At 67.9% G+C, this 20,105-nt stretch carries 13 protein-coding genes; 10 read left to right on the forward strand and 3 right to left on the reverse strand.

The window, feature by feature from the left end:
* The first annotated feature begins 111 nt into the window (after positions 1-111).
* The 8 genes from ATE59_RS14655 to trxA all read left to right on the forward strand — a co-directional run bounded on the left by ATE59_RS14655 (position 112) and on the right by trxA (position 14,765).
* The gene (locus ATE59_RS14655; RefSeq protein ID WP_058813086.1) at positions 112-3,189 is read left to right on the forward strand and encodes a TonB-dependent receptor domain-containing protein; all 3,078 of its coding nucleotides are present in this window, start codon (positions 112-114) and stop codon (positions 3,187-3,189) included.
* Positions 3,190-3,377: 188 nt separating this feature from the next.
* Positions 3,378-5,726, forward strand: a complete 2,349-nt coding sequence (locus ATE59_RS14660; RefSeq protein ID WP_443029282.1) for a PAS-domain containing protein — start codon at positions 3,378-3,380, stop codon at positions 5,724-5,726.
* The gene (gene tsaE, locus ATE59_RS14665) at positions 5,723-6,172 is read left to right on the forward strand and encodes a tRNA (adenosine(37)-N6)-threonylcarbamoyltransferase complex ATPase subunit type 1 TsaE (protein ID WP_058813088.1); all 450 of its coding nucleotides are present in this window, start codon (positions 5,723-5,725) and stop codon (positions 6,170-6,172) included. Before ATE59_RS14660 ends, tsaE begins: the two co-directional genes overlap by 4 nt.
* Entirely contained in the window at positions 6,157-7,149 is a 993-nt protein-coding gene (locus ATE59_RS14670; RefSeq protein WP_231737411.1) for an aminoglycoside phosphotransferase family protein, read from the forward strand. The genes tsaE and ATE59_RS14670 overlap by 16 nt, the downstream gene beginning before the upstream one ends.
* A gap of 4 nt (positions 7,150-7,153) precedes the next feature.
* The gene (locus ATE59_RS14675) at positions 7,154-7,873 is read left to right on the forward strand and encodes a nucleotidyltransferase family protein (RefSeq protein ID WP_058813089.1); all 720 of its coding nucleotides are present in this window, start codon (positions 7,154-7,156) and stop codon (positions 7,871-7,873) included.
* A 96-nt stretch (positions 7,874-7,969) separates the two neighbouring features.
* On the forward strand, positions 7,970-10,939 hold the full coding sequence (addB, locus tag ATE59_RS14680) for a double-strand break repair protein AddB (RefSeq protein ID WP_058813090.1): 2,970 nt from the start codon (positions 7,970-7,972) through the stop codon (positions 10,937-10,939).
* Complete coding sequence (gene addA, locus ATE59_RS14685) at positions 10,936-14,403, forward strand: double-strand break repair helicase AddA (protein WP_058813091.1); 3,468 nt, start codon at positions 10,936-10,938, stop codon at positions 14,401-14,403. Before addB ends, addA begins: the two co-directional genes overlap by 4 nt.
* A gap of 41 nt (positions 14,404-14,444) precedes the next feature.
* Positions 14,445-14,765, forward strand: a complete 321-nt coding sequence (trxA, locus tag ATE59_RS14690) for a thioredoxin TrxA (RefSeq protein WP_003040459.1) — start codon at positions 14,445-14,447, stop codon at positions 14,763-14,765.
* Between the two features lie 48 nt (positions 14,766-14,813).
* Here trxA and argJ read toward each other — a convergent pair whose 3' ends face one another.
* The 3 genes from argJ to ATE59_RS14705 form a co-directional block, all read right to left on the reverse strand.
* Positions 14,814-16,046: a bifunctional glutamate N-acetyltransferase/amino-acid acetyltransferase ArgJ gene (gene argJ / locus ATE59_RS14695; RefSeq protein ID WP_058813092.1), complete on the reverse strand. Its 1,233-nt coding sequence runs from the start codon at positions 16,044-16,046 to the stop codon at positions 14,814-14,816.
* A gap of 137 nt (positions 16,047-16,183) precedes the next feature.
* Positions 16,184-17,623, reverse strand: a complete 1,440-nt coding sequence (locus tag ATE59_RS14700; protein WP_058813093.1) for an aldehyde dehydrogenase family protein — start codon at positions 17,621-17,623, stop codon at positions 16,184-16,186.
* A gap of 92 nt (positions 17,624-17,715) precedes the next feature.
* The gene (locus ATE59_RS14705) at positions 17,716-19,035 is read right to left on the reverse strand and encodes a M20/M25/M40 family metallo-hydrolase (RefSeq protein ID WP_058813094.1); all 1,320 of its coding nucleotides are present in this window, start codon (positions 19,033-19,035) and stop codon (positions 17,716-17,718) included.
* 177 nt (positions 19,036-19,212) lie between these two features.
* On the opposite strand from ATE59_RS14705, the gene ATE59_RS14710 reads away from it, so the two are divergent.
* The gene (locus ATE59_RS14710; protein WP_003040449.1) at positions 19,213-19,422 is read left to right on the forward strand and encodes a helix-turn-helix transcriptional regulator; all 210 of its coding nucleotides are present in this window, start codon (positions 19,213-19,215) and stop codon (positions 19,420-19,422) included.
* A complete protein-coding gene (locus ATE59_RS14715; protein WP_058813095.1) occupies positions 19,422-20,084 on the forward strand; it encodes a hypothetical protein in 663 nt (220 codons plus the stop codon). The genes ATE59_RS14710 and ATE59_RS14715 overlap by 1 nt, the downstream gene beginning before the upstream one ends.
* The last annotated feature ends 21 nt before the right edge of the window (positions 20,085-20,105 follow it).

A 20,105-nucleotide genomic window follows, 5' to 3' on the forward strand; every position in this document is an offset into this window, starting at 1 on the left:
GGAGACTGGATGGGGGCGTGGCCCTTTGCTTTTGGGGGTTCGGGGCACCGCTCGCTCGATTCATATTTTGGTGCGGCCGGGGGGCATCGCTTAAATGAGGGAGTTCCCGGGATGATTACCGTGCGCGCGATGCGAGCAGGGCTTTATGGCGGCCTGTCCGCGCTGGCTATTCTGGCGGCGGCTGCGCCGGCTGCGGCGCAGGATGTTGCGCCCGATGCGTCGGCGGACGCCGACAGCGGTGCGGAGATCATCGTCACCGGATCGCGCATCGCGCGCACCGATGCGGACACGATCCAGCCGACGCTGGTCACCACCGCCGACCAGATCGACCGGCGCGGCTATACCAATGTCGCGCAAGCGCTGTCGGAAATTGCCGCCTTCGGCGTTCCCGGCAACAGCAATGTCGGTGCGCAGGAGGGGCCGTTCGGTTCGGGCCAGACCTTCGTCGATTTCTTTTCGCTGGGTAGCCAGCGCACGCTGACGCTGGTGAACGGCCGGCGCTTCGTGTCGTCCAATACCGCCTCGGTATTCGGGCCGGTCGGACCGGGCAGTCAGGTCGACCTCAACGTCATCCCGGAAACGCTGGTCGATCGCATCGAAACGGTCGCGGTCGGCGGCGCGCCCATCTATGGCTCCGATGCGATCGCGGGCACGGTCAACATCATCCTCAAACGGGATTTCGACGGGCTTGAACTCAAAGGCCAGGCGGGCGTGTCGCAGCGCGGCGACGCACCGGATTATCGCATCAGCGGCATCTGGGGCGCCGGTTTTGCGGGCGGGCGCGGCCACATCACGCTCAGCGGCGAATGGAATCGCGCGCGCGGCCTCACCACGGGCGACCGCTTTCTGACGAGCGCCGCCGGCCCCTTTTTTACGACTGCCGCCGATCCGGCATCTCCCTTTCAGCAGCAGCTTTATTACGACCAGCGGCTGAATGTCTTCACCAACAGCGGCGTGCCGCTCGCCTTCGACAGCATTCCCGAATTCGGCGGGATTTTCGACGCGTCGGGCAATGTCCTGACGTTCAACGACGCCGGCCGACTCGTCCCGCTCGACTTCGGGACGCGCACGGGCAGCCTGTTCGAAAGCTCGGGCGGAAATGGCTTTGCGACAAAGGATTACGGCAACCTCGCGACGAATAATGACCGCTATCTCGCGACCGCGCTCGGCAGTTTCGAGCTGAGCGACACGGTTCGCTGGTTCGCCGAGGGTTGGTATGCGCACAGCAAGGGGACCAATGTCGCAGCGCAGCCGGTGTACAATACGGCGCTGGCGGGGCCGGGCACGTCGCCGAACGGCAATCTGGTGCTCAGCCTCGACAATCCCTATCTGAACGACGCCGACCGCGCGACGATCCGCGACAATCTGGCCGCCTATGGTCTGCTCGGCGGGATTCCGATCGATGCCGACGGCGACGGCAATCCCGATTTCACGACGGCTCCCGACAGCTTTCTGATGGCACGCGCCAATGCCGACCTGACGACCGGCCGTTCCGACACGACGGTCGAACTCTATCGCTTCGTCACCGGGTTCGACGGCGAATTCGACGTCGGCGACCGGATCTACAAATGGGAGGTCTCGGCCAATTACGGCCATTCCGAAACGCGCGGGCGCGAACGCGTGCTGGTGCAGCAGAATTTCCTCAACGCGGTCGATGCCGTCGATGAGGGTGTGTTCGGCGGCGGTGCCGCCAACGGCAATATCATCTGCCGCCCCGGATACAGCAACGCGAACATCGCGACGCGCAGCGCGACCTGCGCGCCGCTCGACCTGTTCGGCGTCGGCCGCTTCAGCCAGGCCGCGCTCGATTATGTGACGACGATCGCCGACCCGACCGCGACCAATTCGCAGTTCGTGCTCAGCGCGTCGGTCAACGGGCCGCTGTTCCGGTTGCCCGGCGGCGATGTCATCGCCTCGCTCGGCTATGAGCATCGGCATGAAAAGACCGCGTTCGACCCCGGCGCCTATTATTATGGCGAGGATGTCGGGGGCGGATTCCGGATGCCGTTCGGCCGCAGCATCCCGATCGATCCGGTGCGGGGCAGCTTCACCACGAATGAATTTTCCGGCGAACTCAAGATTCCGGTCATTTCGCCGGACATGGACAGTTTTGTCCATGCGTTCGAACTCGACGGCGCGGCGCGCTATATCGATCATTCGGCGGCGGGAGGCGACTGGACGTGGACCGCGGGTGGACGATTGTCGCCGGTCGCCGATGTGACGATCCGCGGCAATTTCACCCGCTCGGTGCGCGCGCCCGCAATCACCGAAAGCTTCAGCCCGACGTCGCTGGCCTTTGCGACGGCCAATGATCCGTGCGATCGCCGCTTCGTCAATTCGGGACCGAACCCGGCACAGCGGCGCGCAAACTGCATCGCAGCGGGGATAGCGAACCCCGATGCCTTCACGTCGAACATCGTCGGATTCACGGCGCCGATCTCGGTTTCGGGCAACGCCGCACTCAAGAACGAGCGCGCCGACAGCTGGACCGTCGGCGCGATCGTCCGCCCGCGCTTCGTGCCCGGTCTGACGATCACCGCCGACTGGGTCGATATCCGGCTGCGCGATGCGATCGTGTTGCTGGGTGCCGGCCAGACGCTCGACGCCTGCTATGACGCGGTCGCCTATCCGGCGGCGGTTTGCGGCCAGATCGACCGCGATCCAGGCGGGCAGGTCGCTTTCGTGCGCACCGGCTATGCCAATGCGGCGTCGATGGACTTCCGCGGCCTGACCGCCGAAGTCGCCTATCGGCGCGAGGTCGCGGCGGACACGGCGCTCGGCCTGTCGCTCAATTACTTCTATCTCGACAAGCTCGAAACGCGCGTCGGAACCGGCGATATCGACACCGCACGCGGCGAAATCGGCAATCCCAAACATTCGTTCACCGCGAATGTCACGGTCGATCGCGGCCCGGTAAACCTGCTCTGGCAAACGCAATATTATGGCAAGAGCGTGTGGAACGCCGACGCGGCGCCCAACGCGCTGGAATATAGCGGTGTCGGCTCGTGGTGGCTGTTCAACGCCTCGATCGGCGTCGACGTATCGAAGCAGTTTGCGCTGCGCCTGATCGTCGACAATGTCTTCGACGCGAAACCGCCGTTCCCGGCGCCGGCGGCCAATGGCACGATCACCTATTATTCGGGCATATTGGGACGCTATTTCCGCGCATCCGCCACGGCAAAATTCTGACCGCGTGGGCGCGCGCAATCGGTGCGGAGTGCCGGGGATATTCGACCGGACGAGGCCTTCCGGCGTCCTGTCCCGCCGCGCCCGTGCGGCGGACGATTGAATAGAGGCTGCGCAGTCGATAGGGGCAGACGGATGATATCCGGCGTCCCTGTCGTCCTCTTGCTTCGATCGGCGCGATGTCCGTGCCGATGAGCGCGGGCTTGCTCTTCTCGCTCGGCCTGTTCGCCGCGCTCTGGCTGGTCGCCGGGCTGTGGGCGGTCGGGCGCGGGGTTGCGATGCAGCGGCGCTCGGCGTTCGTCGCCGGGCAGACCGAACGCCTCGCCAGCCTGCTCGAAGCGTCTCCCTATCTGCCCGTCGTGGTGCGCGGCGACTGGCGCATCGAGGCGAGCGAGCGGCTCGGCCGCTGGCTCGGGCTCGATGCCGGGCCGCGCAGTTTCGACGAGCTTCGCGGACTCGGCACCGGGCTCGACGCGCAGGCGCACGAAGCGCTGCGCCAGGCGATCCTCGGCGCCCAGCGCGGTGCCAAACCCTTCACGCTCAGCCTGCGTCCGCAGGGCAGCAACCGTACGATCGTCTGTCAGGGCGTGGCGGCGCCGCAGTCGGTCGGCGGACCGGGCAGCGTCCTGCTGTGGCTCAGCGATGCGACCGACGGGCAGCAATCGCTCGCCAAGGCGCGGATCGAACGCGACGAGGCGATGGCGGCGTTCGAGGCGCTGTCGGGCTTGATCGAGGCGGCGCCGTTTCCGATGTGGTTCCGCGAACCCGATCTTCGCCTCGCGCTCGTCAACACCGCCTATGTCCGGGCGGTCGAGGCGAAGAGCGCGGCGCGGGTGATCGAGGATGGCACCGAATTGTGCGAGCCAATCGCCGGGGTCAGCGCGACCGACGCGGCCGAAGCGGCGCGTGCCGCGGGCGCGGCGCATATGCGCACCGTCCCGGTAACGATCGAGGGCGAGCGCCGGATCATGCGGGTCGTCGACGTGCCGCTGGCGCCCGAGGGCGGCCGCGTCATCGGTATAGCGGGCTATGCGATCGATATTCAGGAGCTGGAGAGCGAGCGCGGCGCGCACCGCCGCTTTGTCGATACCCAGCGCGAATTGCTCGATCGGCTGTCGGCGGCGGTGGCGCAGTTCGGCCCCGATCATGGCCTCGTCTTTGCGAACCAGCCCTTTCGCCGGCTGTTCGACGTGACGGCCGAGGATGTGTCCGAAGGCCGGGCGCTCGCGCGGTTGCTCGATGCATGGCGCGAGGGCGGCCGGACGCCCGAAGTGCGCGACTATCCCGAATGGCGGCAGGCGCATGTCGACTGGTTCGCGCTGCCGCACGCGAGCGAGGAGGAATGGCGCCTGCGCGACGGCACCCATCTGCATGTCGTCGCCCAGCCGACCCCCGACGGCGGCCTGCTGCTGATCGCCGAGGATCGCACCGAGCAGGTGCAACTGGCCTCGACGCGCGACACGTTGCTGCGCGTGCGCACCGCGACCTTCGACAATCTGTTCGAGGCGATCGCGGTCTTCGCTCCCGATGGCCGCCTGCACCTGTGGAACCAGCGTTTCCGCCGCTTGTGGGGCGTCGATGAATCGACCCTTGCGGCGCATCCGCGCGTCGATGTGCTGATGAACGGCCTCGCCGACCGGCTCGCCAAGCCCAACCAGATCAGCATCGTTCAGGAAGTGATCCGCGCCGCGACGCTCGAGCGGACGCAGCGTGCGGGCGAAATCCGGTTCAAGGACGGACGCCATTTCGATTTCGCCTCGATCCCGCTGCCCGACGGCAATGCGCTGCTCATCATGCTCGACATCACCGCCAGCCGGAAGATGGAGGGCGCGCTGCGCGAACGCAACGAGGCGCTCGAGGCGGCGGACAAGGTCAAGACCGCCTTTCTGTCGCGGATGAGTTACGAACTGCGCACGCCGCTGACCTCGATCGGCGGCTTCGGCGAGATGCTGCAGGCGGGTTATGCGGGCGAGCTTCCGCCTGCCGCGCGTTCCTATGTCGACGCGATCATGGATTCGGTCGCGGTGCTCGGCCGCCAGATCGACAATGTGCTCGACCTCGCGCAGGGCGAGGCGGGGACGCTGGCGGTCGAACGCGCGCCGGTCGACGTCCGCGCGCTGCTCGGCAAGGCGCTCGCCGACGCGGCCCCGTTCGCCGAGACCGAAAAGATCGAACTCGTCGGCAATCTGTCCGACAATCTTGGCAGTATCGAAGGCGATGCGCCGCGCCTGTCGCGGGTCGTGGGCGGGCTGCTCGACAATGCGATCCGCTTTACCGCCCCGGCCAAGCGCAGCGGCGGGCGCGTGCTGCTCCACGCCGACGGCGACGCGCGCGGAGTGGAGATCGTCGTGTCGGACAACGGCCCCGGCATGCCCGATGCGGTCGCCGCGGTGACGAAGGGGCAGCAGGCGGGTACGCAGACCGGCGGCATCGGCCTCGCGCTCGCGCGCCAGCTCGTTGCCGCGCACGGCGGCACGATGGAGGTGCTCAGCGAAAAGGGACAGGGAACGCTGGTCCGCGTCACCCTGCCGCGCGGATGAGCTTCAGCTGCGCCTATGATCTCGAAGACGCCGATCGCATCGGTGCCGCCATCGGCGCCGCGCTGAGACCCGGCGATGTCGTGCTGTTGTCGGGCGACCTCGGCGCGGGCAAGACGACGCTGGCGCGTGCAATGCTCAAGGCGCGCGGTCTGGCGGGCGAGGCGCCGAGCCCGACCTTCGCGATCGTCCAGCCCTACGCCCCGCCCGAAGTCGATCTGCCGATCGCGCATGTCGATCTCTATCGCATCGAGGGAGAGGATGAACTGATCGAACTCGGCCTCGACGACTATCTCTATGACGGCGCGCTGCTGATCGAATGGCCTGATCGATTGGGGGCGCAGGCATGGGGCGACGCACTGGCGCTGACGATTTCGGGCGGGGGCGATACGCGCGTCTTGACAGCGGAAGTGCCGCCCGCTTGGGAAGCGCGATGGCCGCTCCGATGATTCCGCCCGACCATGCGCCCGCCTTTCTTGCCGCGCATGGCTGGGGCGATGCCCGCATTCTGCCGCTCGCGGGCGATGCCTCGTTCCGCCGCTATTTCCGCGTCGTCGGGGAAGGGCGGCAGGCGGTGCTGATGGATGCGCCGCCGCCGCACGAAGACCCGCGCCCCTTCATCGCGGTCGCCGAATGGCTGTGCGAACAGGGGATGAGCGCGCCCGCGATCCTCGCCCGCGATCTGGCGCAGGGCCTGCTGCTGATCGAGGATTTCGGCGATGTGCGGCTGCGCGAAACGCTCGACGCGCGCCCCGCGGCGGAGGTCGAATTCTACGCCGGGGTCACCGACCTGCTCGTCCATCTGCACGCGCGCCCCGCGATGCCGGGGCTGCCCGTCCACGGCATCGAACAATGGCTCGACGAAGTGATGCTGTTCACCGACTGGTACTGCCCCGCGCTGGACCTTGCCGTCGATCGCGACGGATTTCGCGCGGCGTGGCAAACGGCGCTGGCGCCCGTCGAACAGGACGGCCTGCCGCGCGTCACGGTGTTGCGCGACTTTCATGCCGAAAATATCATGCTCGTCGATGGACGCAGCGGCATTGAACATTTCGGTCTGCTCGATTTTCAGGACGCGCTGGTCGGCCATCCCGCCTATGACCTCGCCTCGGTACTCGAGGATGCGCGCCGCGACGTGACCCCGGCGGTCGAGGCCGCGATGCTCGATCGCTATGTCGCTGCGACGGGACAGGGTACGGCGTTCCGCGCCGCCTATTGGGCGTTCGCGGCGCAGCGCAACACGCGCATCCTGGGCGTTTTCGTGCGCTTGTGGAAGCGCGACGGCAAGCCCGGATACCGCCAGTTCCAGCCGCGCATGTGGGGTCTGCTCGAACGCGACCTCGCGCATCCGGCGCTCGCACCGGTGAAAAAATGGTTCGACGACAATGTGCCCGCCGCCAAGCGCGCGGCGGCGTGGAGCGAGTGACGGCATGACCGCGACGATCGAAAGCGCGATGGTGATGGCGGCGGGGATCGGCAAGCGGATGCGCCCGCTCACCGCGACGCGGCCCAAGCCGCTCGTGCGCGTGGCCGGCAAGCCGCTGATCGATCATAGCCTCGACCGGATCGAGGCGGCGGGGATCAGCCATGTCGTCGTCAACGTCCATTATCTCGCCGACGCGCTCGAGGCGCATCTCGCGAAGCAGAAGCGATCCTTCACCCTGGCGGTGTCGGACGAACGCGGCGAACTGCTCGAAACCGGTGGCGGCATGGTCAAGGCGCTGCCGCTGCTCAAGGGCGACCCGATCCTGATCGTCAACAGCGACAATATCTGGACCGACGGGCCGCAGGACAGCATCCGCAATCTGGCGCGCCACTGGGACGGCGATCGGATGGATGGGCTGCTCCTCGTCATCCGTCAGGCGAGCGCGACGGGACACGGCGGCAAGGGCGATTTTCACATGGACCCGAGCGGCAAGCTGTCGCGGCGCAAGCCGGGCCGGGTCGCACCCTTCGTCTATACCGGCATCCAGCTCATTTCGCCGCGCCTGCTCGTTGGCGCGCCTGATGGACCCTTTTCGACGAACCTGTTGTGGGACCGCGCGATCGCGGCGGGGCGGCTTTATGGTCTGTCGCATATGGGGCAATGGTTCGACGTCGGAACCCCCGCCAGCATTGCACCGACCGAAGCGGCGCTGAGCGAAGTTTGACACGGATCGTCATCCCGGCGAAGGCCAGGATCTCGCCGGTGCGTCATGGCGATAGGGAGAGATCCCGGCCTTCGCCGGGATGACGAAGGAATCCTGATGGCTGTGATCGGCCAACCCACCATCTATTCCATCCCGATTCATCGGGCCTTCGCCGACGCGCTCGCCGCCGGGGTGATCGCGCGCTTCGACGACGGCGCGCTGGGGCTGGCGCAGGGGCTGATCCTGCTGCCGAGCAATCGTGCACGCAGCGCGGTGCAGGCGGCGTTCGTCCGCGCGGGCGGGCAGGGGCTTCTCATGCCGCGGCTGGCGGTGATCGGCGACGCCGATCTCGATGAATCGGTCGCGCTGGCGCTTGATGCGATCGACGACGATCCGCTGCCGCCTGCCATCGATCCGCTGCACCGGCGCCTGCTGCTCGCCGAGCTGATCGAGCGGCATACACCGCCGGGCGAACCGGCGATCACGGGCGCGGCGGCGTTCCAGCTCGCCGATGGGCTGGGCCGCGTGATCGACCAGCTTCATTATGAAGAGGTGTCGGTTTCGGCGCTCGTCGACCTCGATCTCGGCGCCTTTGCCGACCATTGGCGGGCGTCGCTGTCGCGGCTGCGGCTGCTGGTCGATGAATGGCCGGCCGCGCTTGCCAGGACGGGTGCGATCGACCGCGCGGCGCGCCGCAACTTGCTGCTCGATCGCGTCGCGGCGGGGTGGCGCGCGGCGCCGCCAGCGCGCTTCGTCGTCGCGGCGGGCGTTACCACCGCTGCTCCTGCCATCGCGCGGTTGCTCCGCACCGTGGCCGATATGACGCGCGGCATGGTCGTGCTGCCCGGGCTCGATCAGGTGATGGCGGCGGATGAATGGGATGCGCTCGGCCCGACGCGGCCCGATGCGGATGACGACCGGCGCCCGCTCGAAACGCATCCGCAATATCATCTGAAGCTGCTGCTCGATCGCATGGGCGTTGCTCGTGACGAAGTGCAGCCATGGGATGCCGCATCGCCGCACGATGGCCCCGAAGCACGGACGCCCTTCGCGTCGCTGCTCTTCGCGCCCGCGGACTACAGCACCCAGTGGCAGGCGGCGGGCGATCTGTCGGCGGCGGTTGCCGGCCTGTCGGGCGCTGTTTTTGCCGACGACGGGCAGGAGGCGCAGGGAATCGCCCTGCTGATGCGCGAGGCGATCGAGACGCCGGGGCGCACCGCTGCCCTCGTCACCCCCGACCGCGCGCTCGCCGAGCGCGTCGCCGCCGCGCTGACGCGCTGGGGCATCAGCGTCGATGACAGCGCCGGCCAACCGCTGTCGCGCACCGCGCCGGGCGCGCTGTTGCTGCTGCTTGCCGAACTGGCTGCTGTATTCGATCCGGTCGCGCTGGTGGCGCTGCTCGGCCATCCGCTCGTGCGCGCGGGAGGCGAGCGCACCATGTGGCTCGACGAGGTGCGGCGGCTCGACCTGACGTTGCGCGAGCCCGGACTGCTTCCGGGATGGGACGGGGTGAGCGCGCGCATTGCGGCGCGCGCTGCCGATCCCAAGGCGCGCGGTCATACCGTCGCCGTGCAGATGGCACCATGGTGGACGCGTGTTTCGACCGAGCTCGCCGCCGCGCTCGCGCCCTTCGCGGCCGGGCCGGTGCCGCCCGCCGACCTGCTCGCGGCGTTGCAGCGCGCAGCCGAATGGCTGGCGGGCGACGCGGTGTGGGCGGGGCCGGCGGGCCGGATGCTCGCCGAATTGTTCGATCAGTGGGCGCTGGCGCGCGGCGCCGGGCCGGCGCTGGTCGATCCCGCCGATTTTCCCGCAATGCTTGGGCAATTGCTCGGGCAGGCGAGCGTACGGCCGCCCTATGGCGGGCATCCGCGCCTGTTCATCTGGGGCTTGCTCGAGGCGCGGTTGCAGCGCGCCGACCTGATGATCCTCGGCGGGCTCGACGAAGGGCGCTGGCCCGCCGCGACGCAACCCGACCCGTGGCTCGCGCCCGGCATCCGCCGTCTGCTCGGTCTTGCCGCGCCCGAACGGCAGCAGGGGATGGCGGCGCATGATTTTGCGGGCGCGCTCGGAGCCGGGAGAATCGTCGTAACGCGCGCGCAGCGCAGCGGCGGCGATCCCGCCGTCGCCTCGCGCTTCTGGCTGCGGCTCGCAGCGCTCGCGGGCGAGCTTCCCGAACCCGCGCCGGGGGGCGTGCCGCTCACGCGCCTCGCCGCCGAAATCGACCTGCCGCCGGGCAGTGCGCAGCCCGCCGGTCGTCCAGCGCCGCAGCCGCCCGCCGCCGACCGTCCGCGCCGGATCAGCGTCACCGGCGTCGACAAGCTCGCACGCGATCCCTTCGCCTTTTACGCCGACCGCATGCTCGGCCTCTCGGCGCTCGATCCGTTGAGTGCCGCGCCCGATCCGCGCTGGCGCGGTACGCGGGTGCATAAATTGTTCGAAGATTGGGTGCGCGGCGGCGCGACGCGCGAGGCTTTCGAAGCGGAACTGGCCGCGCTCGCCGCCGATCCGGCGCTCGACGGGCTTGCGCGCGCCTTCTGGCTGCCGCGTATCGAACCCGCGCTGCGCTGGGCTGCGGCGCAGGTTTGGGAGGCCGACCGCAAGCCCGTCGCAGTCGAAGCGCGGGGCGAACGGACCGACGACGGCATTACGCTGCATGGCAAGGCCGACCGCATCGACCGCGGCCCCGATGGCCTTGCCATCATCGATTATAAATCGGGCGGCGCGCCGAGCGCGCAGGCCGCCGCCGACGGGCTCGACAATCAGCTCGGGCTGCTCGGCCTGCTTGCGCGCGAAGGGGCGATGGAGGGTATCGATGCCGCCCCCGTCGTGGCGCTCGAATATTGGAGCTTGCGTCCTGATCGCCGCGCCGACGGTGCGGGGCGGATTTCGAACAGCTATGGCCCGCGCAGCACGCTCAAGACCGCAGAGGCGGCGATCGACCATGCTGCCGACACGCTGACCCGGCTGGCGCACGACTATCTGCTCGGCGACGCGCCCTTCGCGCCCGGCGAGGGCGGCGGCTATGGCGATTATGACCAACTCATGCGCCGCGACGAATGGTTCGGACGCGGTGAGGACGGACTGTGAGCAGAAGCGCCGGCCTCGCCACCCTCGATCCGCGGCAGGGCGCCGCCGCCGATCCCGAAAGCCATGTCTGGCTCGGCGCATCGGCGGGGACCGGCAAGACGCAGGTGCTGTCGGCGCGCGTGCTGCGGCTGATGCTGGACGGCGTTTCGCCGCAGGCGATCCTGTGCATCACCTTCACCAAGGCGGGCGCTGCCGAAATGGCGCACCGGATCCACGAACGGCTCGCGACCTGGGTGCGGATGAGCGACGGCGATCTGCGGCTCGATCTCCACGCGCTGGGGCTCGACTGGGAGCGGCCGGGGCTGATGACGCGCGCGCGGTCGCTGTTCGCGACGGTGATCGACAGCCCCGGCGGCGCGATCCGCGTCCAGACGATCCACAGCTTCTGCCAGACCTTGCTCGCCAGCTTTCCGCTCGAGGCAAAGCTGCTCCCCGGCTTTCGCGCTATCGAGGAGGATGAATTAGCGGCGCTCAAGCGGCAGATACTCGGTGACCTGCTCGAGCATGATCCCGACCGCGAGGCGCTGCGGGCGGTTGCGGCGATGCTGTCGCGGCGGCTGGGGCAGGAATCCGCGCTTGCCTTCCTGTCGAGCTGCGCCGCCGTCTTCGGTGGTCCGCGCGCGGCGCTGCCCCCGGCGGCGCATGATTTGCGCGCGGCGTTCGATCTCCCTAGCGGCGATCCCGATGCGTGGCTCGCTGCTGAAATTGCAGGCGGAGCGATCGCCGACGCCGATATCAAGGCGGTCGCGACCAGCGGGGCGGCGTGGGGGACCAAGACCGGCGATGCTTGTTCGGACAAGATGGTCGGCTGGCTCATCGCCGAGGCGTCGGCGCGCGCCGCGATGCTCGATGAACTGCTCGGCTGTTTCCTGACCGGCAAGGGCGAGCTGCGCGCCGATTTTGCAGGCGACAAGGGCCGGATGACCGATTGTGCCGACAGCGCGGTGCGCATCGTCGATGCCGCCGGGCGGCTGCGCGCGACCGCCACCGCGATGCGCGTCGCCGACGATCTCGCGGCGGGGTGGAAGCTTGGCGCGCGCTTTGCCGAGGCCTATGCGCTCGCCAAGCGCGATGCGGGTCTTGCCGACTTCGACGATCTCATCACGCTCGCCGGGACGCTGCTACGAGTCAGCAGCTTCGGCGAATGGGTGCGCTTCAAGCTCGATCAGCGCACCGACCATATCCTCGTCGATGAGGCGCAGGATACGAATATGCGCCAGTGGGGCATTGTCCTGTCGCTTGCCGAGGAATTTTTCGCGGGCGTCAGCGCAAAGGACGACCGGCTGCGGACACTGTTCACGGTCGGCGACCGCAAGCAGGCGATCTTCGGCTTTCAGGGCACCGAGCCCAAGGCGTTCGCGACCGCGCGCGACATGTTCCACGCGCTGGGTGAGATGGGCGGCCAGCCCTTCCGCCAGGTCGATCTGGTTTCCAACTATCGCTCGACGCCCGCGGTGCTCGACGTCGTCGACCGCTGGCTCGGCGACGGCGGGACGAGAGCGATGGGGCTCGACGGCGAAGAGCCGCCCCACCGCCCGTTTCGAAGCGCCCAAGCCGGCCAGGTCGAACTCTGGGCGCCGCTGCCCGTCGGCAAGGCGATCGATGCCGCAGCCGCGGAGGACGGCGGAGACGAGGGGGACGGCAGCGCCCCCGCCTCCGATCCCGCCTCGATGCGGTTGGCCAAGGCGATCGCGGGCGAGGTGCAGGACTGGATCGCGAACGGCAAGGATGGCCGCCCTGTGGCGCCCGGCGATATCATGATCCTCGTGCGCCGGCGCCGCGATCTGGCGGCGCGGATCGTCGCGCGGCTGCAGGCGCTGCATGTCCCCGTCGCGGGCGTCGACCGCTTCGCGCTGACCCAGCCGCTCGCGGTGCAGGATCTGATCGCCGCGATGCGCTTCGCGGTGCAGCCGCTCGACGATCTCAACCTCGCCGCGCTGCTCGTCTCGCCGCTGCTCGGCTGGACGCAGGATGACCTCTACGCGCGTACGGCAAAGCGCGGCCGCGCCGCCATATGGGAACATCTACGCTCCCATGAGGAGACTATGCCACCCGCGACGATGGCGGCGCTGCGCGCGCTGCTCGGCATGGCCGATTTCACGACCCCTTTCCGCTTTCTCGAAACAATCCTCTCAGGGCCGATCGACGGACGGCGCAAGCTGTACGCGCGGCTGGGGCGCGAGGCGCGCGACCCGATCGACGAACTGCTGAGCCAAGCGCTGGCGTTCGAGGCGCGCGAAACCGTGTCGCTACTCGGCTTTCTGACCCGGATCGCGGGCAGCAGCGCCGATATCAAGCGCCAGACCGAAGCGCGCAGCGACGTCGTGCGCGTGATGACGGTCCACGGATCTAAGGGCTTGCAGGCGCCGATCGTCATTCTCGCCGATGCGACCGACGATGCCGCGATCGGTCATCGTCCCTTCACCGTCGATGTCGCCGCCTGGGAAAAGCTGCCCGTCTTCGCGATGCCCGCCGACGAGCGGCAGGGTGCGCTGGCGCAGGCCTATCAGGACGCGGCCGATGCCGCGGCGCAGGAGCATTGGCGGCTGTTCTACGTCGCGATGACCCGCGCCGAAGAGATGCTGATCGTCGCGGGCGTTACCAAAAAGCCCGACCTGTCGGTGCCCGAGACGAGCTGGCACAGCGCGGCCGCGGTGGCGCTGGAGGGGCTTGGTTGCGATTGGGAGGATGCGGGGCCGCTGTGGGGCCGCCGCCGTGTCCACCGCGTCAATGATGGCAAATGGGCGCGCAGGGATGCGGCTGTGCGCGCCGCACCGCCGCCGCTCGCGCTGCCCGCCTGGACCCACACCCCGGCGCCCGAGGAGGCGCGCCCGCCGCGCCCGCTCGCGCCCTCGGCGCTGGGCGAAGATGATGTCGCGGTGCCGCCGCAGGGTTCGGCGCGCGTCGCGGCGGTAACGCGCGGCCTGCTGCTCCACGCGCTGTTCGAACGCCTGCCGCCGGTCGCGACCGATAGGCGGCGCGCGGCGGCGCTGCGCTGGCTCGCGGCGCAGGCGCCGATGCTCGACGATGCGGCGCGTATGGCAATGGCGGACGAGGTGCTCGCCATCCTTGATGATCCGGCGCACGCCGCGCTTTTCGGCCCCGACAGCCTGGCCGAAGTACCGCTCTCGGCGGTGGTCGACGGCATGGTCGTGGCGGGGATCGTCGACCGGCTGCGCGTGACCGACGACGCGGTGACGGTGATCGATTACAAAACCGGGCGGCGGATACCCGGGAGCGCGTCCGATGTCGCGCCCGCCTATCTGCGCCAGATGGCGGCCTATCGCGATGCGCTGGCGGTCATCTTTCCGGGCCGGCGCGTCGAAACGGCGCTGCTCTATACGGCGGGACCGCGCCTCATCGCGCTCGACGATGCGGTGCTGGCACCGCACAAGCCCGGCTTGCTTGCCGCCAAGGCGAATTTGCCGCCGCCGCCCCTTGAGCCGGACGCCCCGACGTCCTAGCTTGGCATCAACGATTTTTCAGAATTTCAGGAGTTCAGACGATGGCAACCAAGGCAATCACCGACGCCAGCTTTCAGGCCGATGTCCTCGACAGCGACACCCCCGTGCTCGTCGATTTCTGGGCCGAATGGTGCGGTCCGTGCAAGATGATCGGCCCGTCGCTCGAAGAAATCTCGAACGAACTCGCCGGCAAGGTGGTGATCGCCAAGCTGAACATCGACGACCATCCCGACGCGCCGAGCAAATATGGCGTGCGCGGCATCCCGACGATGATCCTGTTCAAGAATGGCCAGATCGCCGACACCAAGGTCGGCGCCGCACCGAAGAGCGCGCTCAAGGGCTGGCTCGAAGGCGCGCTTTGATACAAATCGTCGCCCCCGCCTTTGCGGGGGTGACGTTTCTCGGAAAACTCAGCTCCGATAGTCGGCGTTGATGCTGATATAGCCGTGGGTCAGGTCGCAGGTCCAAACGGTCGCGCGCCCGTCGCCGAGGCCGAGGTCGGCGCCGACGCGAATGTCCTGGCCCTTCAGATGCGCCGCAACGGGGCCCTCGTCATAGCCGTCGACGGGTAGCCCGTCCTTCGCGACCCAATGGTCGCCGAAGCGGATTGCCAGCCGGTCGCGGTCGGCGGGTTCGCCCGCCTTGCCCACCGCCATCACGACGCGGCCCCAATTGGCATCCTCGCCCGCGATCGCGGTCTTGACCAGCGGCGAATTGGCGATCGACAGCGCGACGCGCTTGGCGCTGGCATCGCTGACCGCGCCGGTCACCGCAATTTCGATGAATTTCGACGCGCCTTCGCCGTCGCGCACGACAAGCTGCGCAAGATCGAGCGCCACGCTGCGGATCGCTGCATAAAGCGCGTCGGCGCCCGGGTCGTCGCGCGTCGTCAGCACCGGATTGCCCGCCAGGCCGGTCGCGAACAGCAGCACCGTGTCGCTGGTCGACGTGTCGCTGTCGACCGTGATCGCGTTGAAACTGTCCGCGGTCGCCTCGCTCAGCATCGCTTGCAACAGATCGGGCGCCACCGCTGCATCGGTGAAGATATAGCCGAGCATCGTCGCCATGTCGGGCGCGATCATCCCCGATCCCTTGACGATTCCCGCGACCTGCACCGTGGTACCGCCGACGACCGCGCTTGCCGCCGCACCCTTGGGGAAGGTGTCGGTGGTGGTGATCGTCTGCGCCGTTTCTTCCCAGCTTGCGCTCGGGGTGTCGAAGCTGATGACCTTGGCGACGCCGGCGTGCGCCTTGTCCTTGGGCAGCGGCACGCCGATCACGCCCGTCGAGCAGACGAACACTTCCCTCGCATCGCACGCCAGATGCGCAGCGACCTGATCGACGATCTGCTCGACCGCCTCGCGTCCGCGATAGCCGGTGAAGGCGTTCGAATTGCCCGCATTGACGATCAGCGCGCGGGCGCGGCCGTGCGCGATGCCCTCGCGGCACATTTCGACCTCGGTCGAACAGCAGACATTCTGCGTCGTCACGCCCGCGACGATGGTACCCGGCGTCAGTTCGACATAGGTGAGGTCGCAGCGGTCCCAATTCTTGTAGTGCGCGCGCGCGATACGGCGCGTCACCCCGGCGATTTCGGGCAGGGCGGGGAAGGCAGCGGGCGCGAGCGGCGAGCGATCAGTCATGGCGCGCGCATAGCCGTTGGGGGGGCAAAGAAAAACCCCTCCCGCGAACGGAAGGGGCTTTGCTGCCGGAGTTCAGCGGCGAGCGCTTCCCGGCGGTCGTCCTCCCCGCGGCGTCGCCACAAGGAGGATCGGTCGGCTTACGCCGGGATGCCGCTGATCGCCTTGACTTCCATAAAGTCCTTGAGGCCAAACAGCCCGCCTTCGCGGCCATTGCCCGACGCCTTGTAACCGCCGAAGGGCGCGCCCGGTCCGGGGCCCCAAGCGTTGACCGCGACCATGCCGGCGCGCAGCTTCGGCGCCACCTCGGCCGCCTTGGACGGATCGCCCGATACCACGGCCGACAGGCCATATTCGGTGTCGTTGGCGATATCGACCGCTTCGTCGAGGCTGGAATATTCCATGATCGTCGCAACGGGGCCGAACACTTCTTCCTTGGCGATCCGCATGTCGGGCGTGACGCCCGAGAAGACGGTCGGCTTGATGAAATAGCCGCGGTTGACGTTTGCCGGCAGGCCGGTGCCGCCGGTTTCGAGCGTTGCGCCCTCGTCGATCGCCGACTGGATCAGGCCTTGGATCTTTTCGAACTGCGCCTTGTTGACGACGGGGCCGATATGACCGCCTTCCTGCGCCGGATCGCCAACCTGCGTTCCGTCGAACATCGCCTTGATGACGCCGACGGCCTCTTCCTTGCGGTCCTTGTGGACCAGAATACGCGTCGGGGCGATGCAGCTCTGACCGGTGTTGACGAGCACGCCCTGCACCGTCGGGGGCAGGACCTGGGCCAGATCGGCGTCGGGCAGGACGATGTTCGGCGATTTGCCGCCCAGTTCCTGATGCACGCGCTTGACCGTGTCGGCCGCCGCCTTGGCGACGAGGATGCCGGCGCGGGTCGATCCGGTGAAGCTCACCATTTCGATCCCCGGATGCGCGCTGATCGCATTGCCGACGGTCGGGCCGTCACCCTGAACCAAGTTGAACACGCCCGGCGGAACGCCTGCCGCATCGAGGATTTCGGCGAAAATAACCGCATTGCCGGGGCATTCTTCCGACGGCTTCAGCACCATCGTGTTGCCAGCGGCGAGCGCGGGCGCGACCTTGAGCGCAATCTGGTTGAGCGGCCAGTTCCAGGGGGTGATCATCCCGACGACGCCGATCGGTTCATAGACGACCTTGTTTGCGCCATGCTGTTCGCTGAACTCGAAATTCTTCAGCGCCTCGATCGTGCCGAGGAAGCCGCCGATGCCGGCGCCGACTTGCGCGGTGCCTGCGAAGCTGACCGGTGCGCCCATTTCGGCCGCCATCGACTTGGCAAGATCGGCGCCGCGCTTCTTATACTCCTCGACGATACGGCCGAGCAGCGCCAGGCGCTCCTCCCGCGTCGTCTGCGAATAGGTCTTATAGGCTTCCTTGGCGGCGGCGACGGCATCGTCGACGTCGGCCGCGGTGCCGAGCACGACGGTCGATGCCGCTTCCTCGGTCGCCGGGTTGATGACGTCGTGCAGCTTGCCGCCCTTGCTGTCGACCCATTTGCCGCCGATGTAATTCTGTTTCAGGTGCGTTTCGGTATCGCTCATCATCTTTCTCCCATCGGCGGAAACTTCCGTCTCGGATTGCTACCTAATCACTGTGCCGCGCGAATCAAGCGCGGTCGGCTGCGATTTCTTCCAGCTCAGCGCTTTTCAGCGGCAATGCGTGACATGAGTATGGCAGCACGCGTCGCCTGGCGTGCGATGCTGGACAATTCGACCCTTTCGCCGGGCGCATGATCGCCGGTCGAATAGGTGCCGAGCCCGGCAAGGCCATCGACATCGGCGGCGACGAAGCTGATGTCGCCAGCACCGCGTTTCAGCGGGTCGAGCGCCGCCATTTCGGGAAGTCCCATGTCGCGGTTGACGCCGTTGAGCCGGTCGAGCAGCGCCTTGTTGCCCGCCGTCGGCGCCATCGGCGGATAAGCACCGGGGTCGAAGGCAAGCTTCGCATCGGTGCCGGGCAGATGGCGCGCAACGATCGCCGCCATCTTGTCCTTCACCCGTGCCGACTGTTCGGGCGACAGCGTGCGCAGGTCGCCCCGCGCCACCGCAATCGGGGCGACGATGTTGGTCTTGCCGTTTGCGGTCGCGCGGATACCGCCGGTGTCGAGCGTCGCTTCCTGTCCGCCGGCGATCAGCCCGACGTTGAAGGTCAGATTGGGTTCGGGCAGTTGGGTGCGGAAATCGCGGATGATGCGCGCCAGTTCGTTGATCGCGCCATCGCCAACCTCGGCGCTGAAGATGCCCGAGCTGTGGGCGCTCATGCCCGTTGCGGTGACGGTCCAGCTTTCCGAACTGCGACGGGCGATCGATCCCATGTCGGCGCCGTTATCGCGGACGAGTCCTTCGAAATCGAGCGCGATGTCGCTGCGTTTGCCCGCCGCGATCAGGTCGGCGCGCGATTTTTCGATCGGATCGCCCGCGTCTTCCTCGTCGCCGGTCATATGGATTTCGATATTGGCGTCTTTCAGCGTGCCCGCAGCCTTCATCGCGCGCAGCGCCGCGACGATCACCACCATGCCGCCCTTGTCGTCGCCCGCGCCGGGGCCTTCGCCCCAGCCGTCCTTGCGCGTGAAGGTCTGGAAGGGCGAATCGGGTTCGAACACCGTGTCGAGATGCGCGATCAGCAGCATCTTCTTGCCGTCGGCACGTCCCTTGTGCACCGCGATCAGATGGCCGGCACGCTTCGTCTCCGGGGTGGGTTTCCAGGTGACCGTAAAGCCCAGCGGCTCGAGCTCGGCGCGCATCATCTCGGCCACTTTTTCGACGCCGGCAAGGTTCAGTGTGCCGCTGTTCTGGTTCACCAGCCTTTCGAGCAGCGCGATCGACCGTTCCTGCTCGGCCTTGACCGTCCCGGCCATCCGGCTTTCGGTCGGGCTCAGCTTGGCATGCGCGGCCGGGGCGAGCGCGAGCGCGAGCGCGGCAAGGGCGGCGAACACGGCGAAGCGGGCTGATTTCATCTGCACAATCTCCTTTGTCGGCGCCCTTGTGCCGCCTGAAGGCCGCCGCCGCAAGCCATCGCGCCCGGCAATATTCACTCGCTTGCGATCCCCATCTCGAACATGACCTGTAAAGAGTGTTTGACAGCATGTGTTTCGTATCTGTAAAGAGTGTTTGACAGGCTGAAAGGACGGTCATTGCAAAATCGCGTTCGGGATTGCCGCGAGCAGGCGGGGTGGAGCCAAGGCGAACTCGCTCGCCGGCTCGGCGTCTCGCGGCAGACGATCAATGCCGTCGAAACCGACAAATATGACCCCAGCCTGCCGCTCGCGCTGCGCATGGCCCGGCTGTTCGGGTTGGAGGTGCGCGAGCTGTTTATCGATCATTGGATGCCGGAGGACGAGTGATGGACAAGATGGTGGCCGGACATAGCGTTGCGGCGTGGAAGAAGAGCGGGATCGGGGCGCTGGTCGGCGCGATCGTCGGTGCGGGCACGGTCGCCGGGCTGATGCATGTCGCCGGGACCGATTTCATCGATGCGATGGGCGGATCGCGCGTTGCGCTGGCCGGGGTCGCCATCCTCTATCTCCTGATGGCGGCCTTTGTCGGCTTCGGGCTGGCGGCGCCGCGCACCGGCGCCAGGCTGCTCAACGTCGCCGATGCCGACGAACTGCGCGAGGAGCGCGCGGGCATGGGGCGATCGGTCATCGTCATGGGCGCAATCGGTGCCGCGCTGCTTGCGCTCGCGCTCGCACGCACGCCCTCCTTTCCGACCGGACCCGTTCCGGCGCAGGCGGCTGCGGCGGTGCTGGCCCTCGTGATTACGGGCGGTGTCGCGGCGAGCTGGGCGTGGCGGCGGCAATATGACGAGCTTAACCGCCAATTGGGTATCGAGGGCGGCTATTGGGCCTTCGGCCTGAGCTGGATCGGGCTGACCCTGTGGGGCGCCGCCGACTTTCTGGGGCTTGGACCGGCGCTCACCGCGATCGACGTGGTGACGACGCTGGCGGCGATGATGCTTGTCGGGGCCTTTGTGGCGATCGGTCGCCGCGGCCTGATGATGCGCTGAGCGCAGGTAACAGATAAGGGA

Origin of the sequence: Sphingopyxis sp. A083, assembly GCF_001468495.1 — a bacterium.
GTDB classification, from domain to species: Bacteria; Pseudomonadota; Alphaproteobacteria; order Sphingomonadales; family Sphingomonadaceae; genus Sphingopyxis; species Sphingopyxis terrae.

Excerpts from the sequence above, each read along its gene's own strand:
- ATE59_RS14670 (WP_231737411.1), top strand. The coding sequence starts at position 6,157 with ATGGCCGCTCCGATGATTCCGCCCGACCATGCGCCCGCCTTTCTTGCC.
- ATE59_RS14675 (WP_058813089.1), top strand. The coding sequence starts at position 7,154 with ATGACCGCGACGATCGAAAGCGCGATGGTGATGGCGGCGGGGATCGGC.
- argJ (WP_058813092.1), bottom strand. The coding sequence starts at position 16,046 with ATGACTGATCGCTCGCCGCTCGCGCCCGCTGCCTTCCCCGCCCTGCCC.
- ATE59_RS14705 (WP_058813094.1), bottom strand. The coding sequence starts at position 19,035 with ATGAAATCAGCCCGCTTCGCCGTGTTCGCCGCCCTTGCCGCGCTCGCG.
- tsaE (WP_058813088.1), top strand. The coding sequence starts at position 5,723 with ATGAGCTTCAGCTGCGCCTATGATCTCGAAGACGCCGATCGCATCGGT.
- ATE59_RS14655 (WP_058813086.1), top strand. The coding sequence starts at position 112 with ATGATTACCGTGCGCGCGATGCGAGCAGGGCTTTATGGCGGCCTGTCC.
- trxA (WP_003040459.1), top strand. The coding sequence starts at position 14,445 with ATGGCAACCAAGGCAATCACCGACGCCAGCTTTCAGGCCGATGTCCTC.
- ATE59_RS14660 (WP_443029282.1), top strand. The coding sequence starts at position 3,378 with ATGAGCGCGGGCTTGCTCTTCTCGCTCGGCCTGTTCGCCGCGCTCTGG.
- ATE59_RS14715 (WP_058813095.1), top strand. The coding sequence starts at position 19,422 with ATGGACAAGATGGTGGCCGGACATAGCGTTGCGGCGTGGAAGAAGAGC.
- ATE59_RS14700 (WP_058813093.1), bottom strand. The coding sequence starts at position 17,623 with ATGATGAGCGATACCGAAACGCACCTGAAACAGAATTACATCGGCGGC.
- addB (WP_058813090.1), top strand. The coding sequence starts at position 7,970 with ATGGCTGTGATCGGCCAACCCACCATCTATTCCATCCCGATTCATCGG.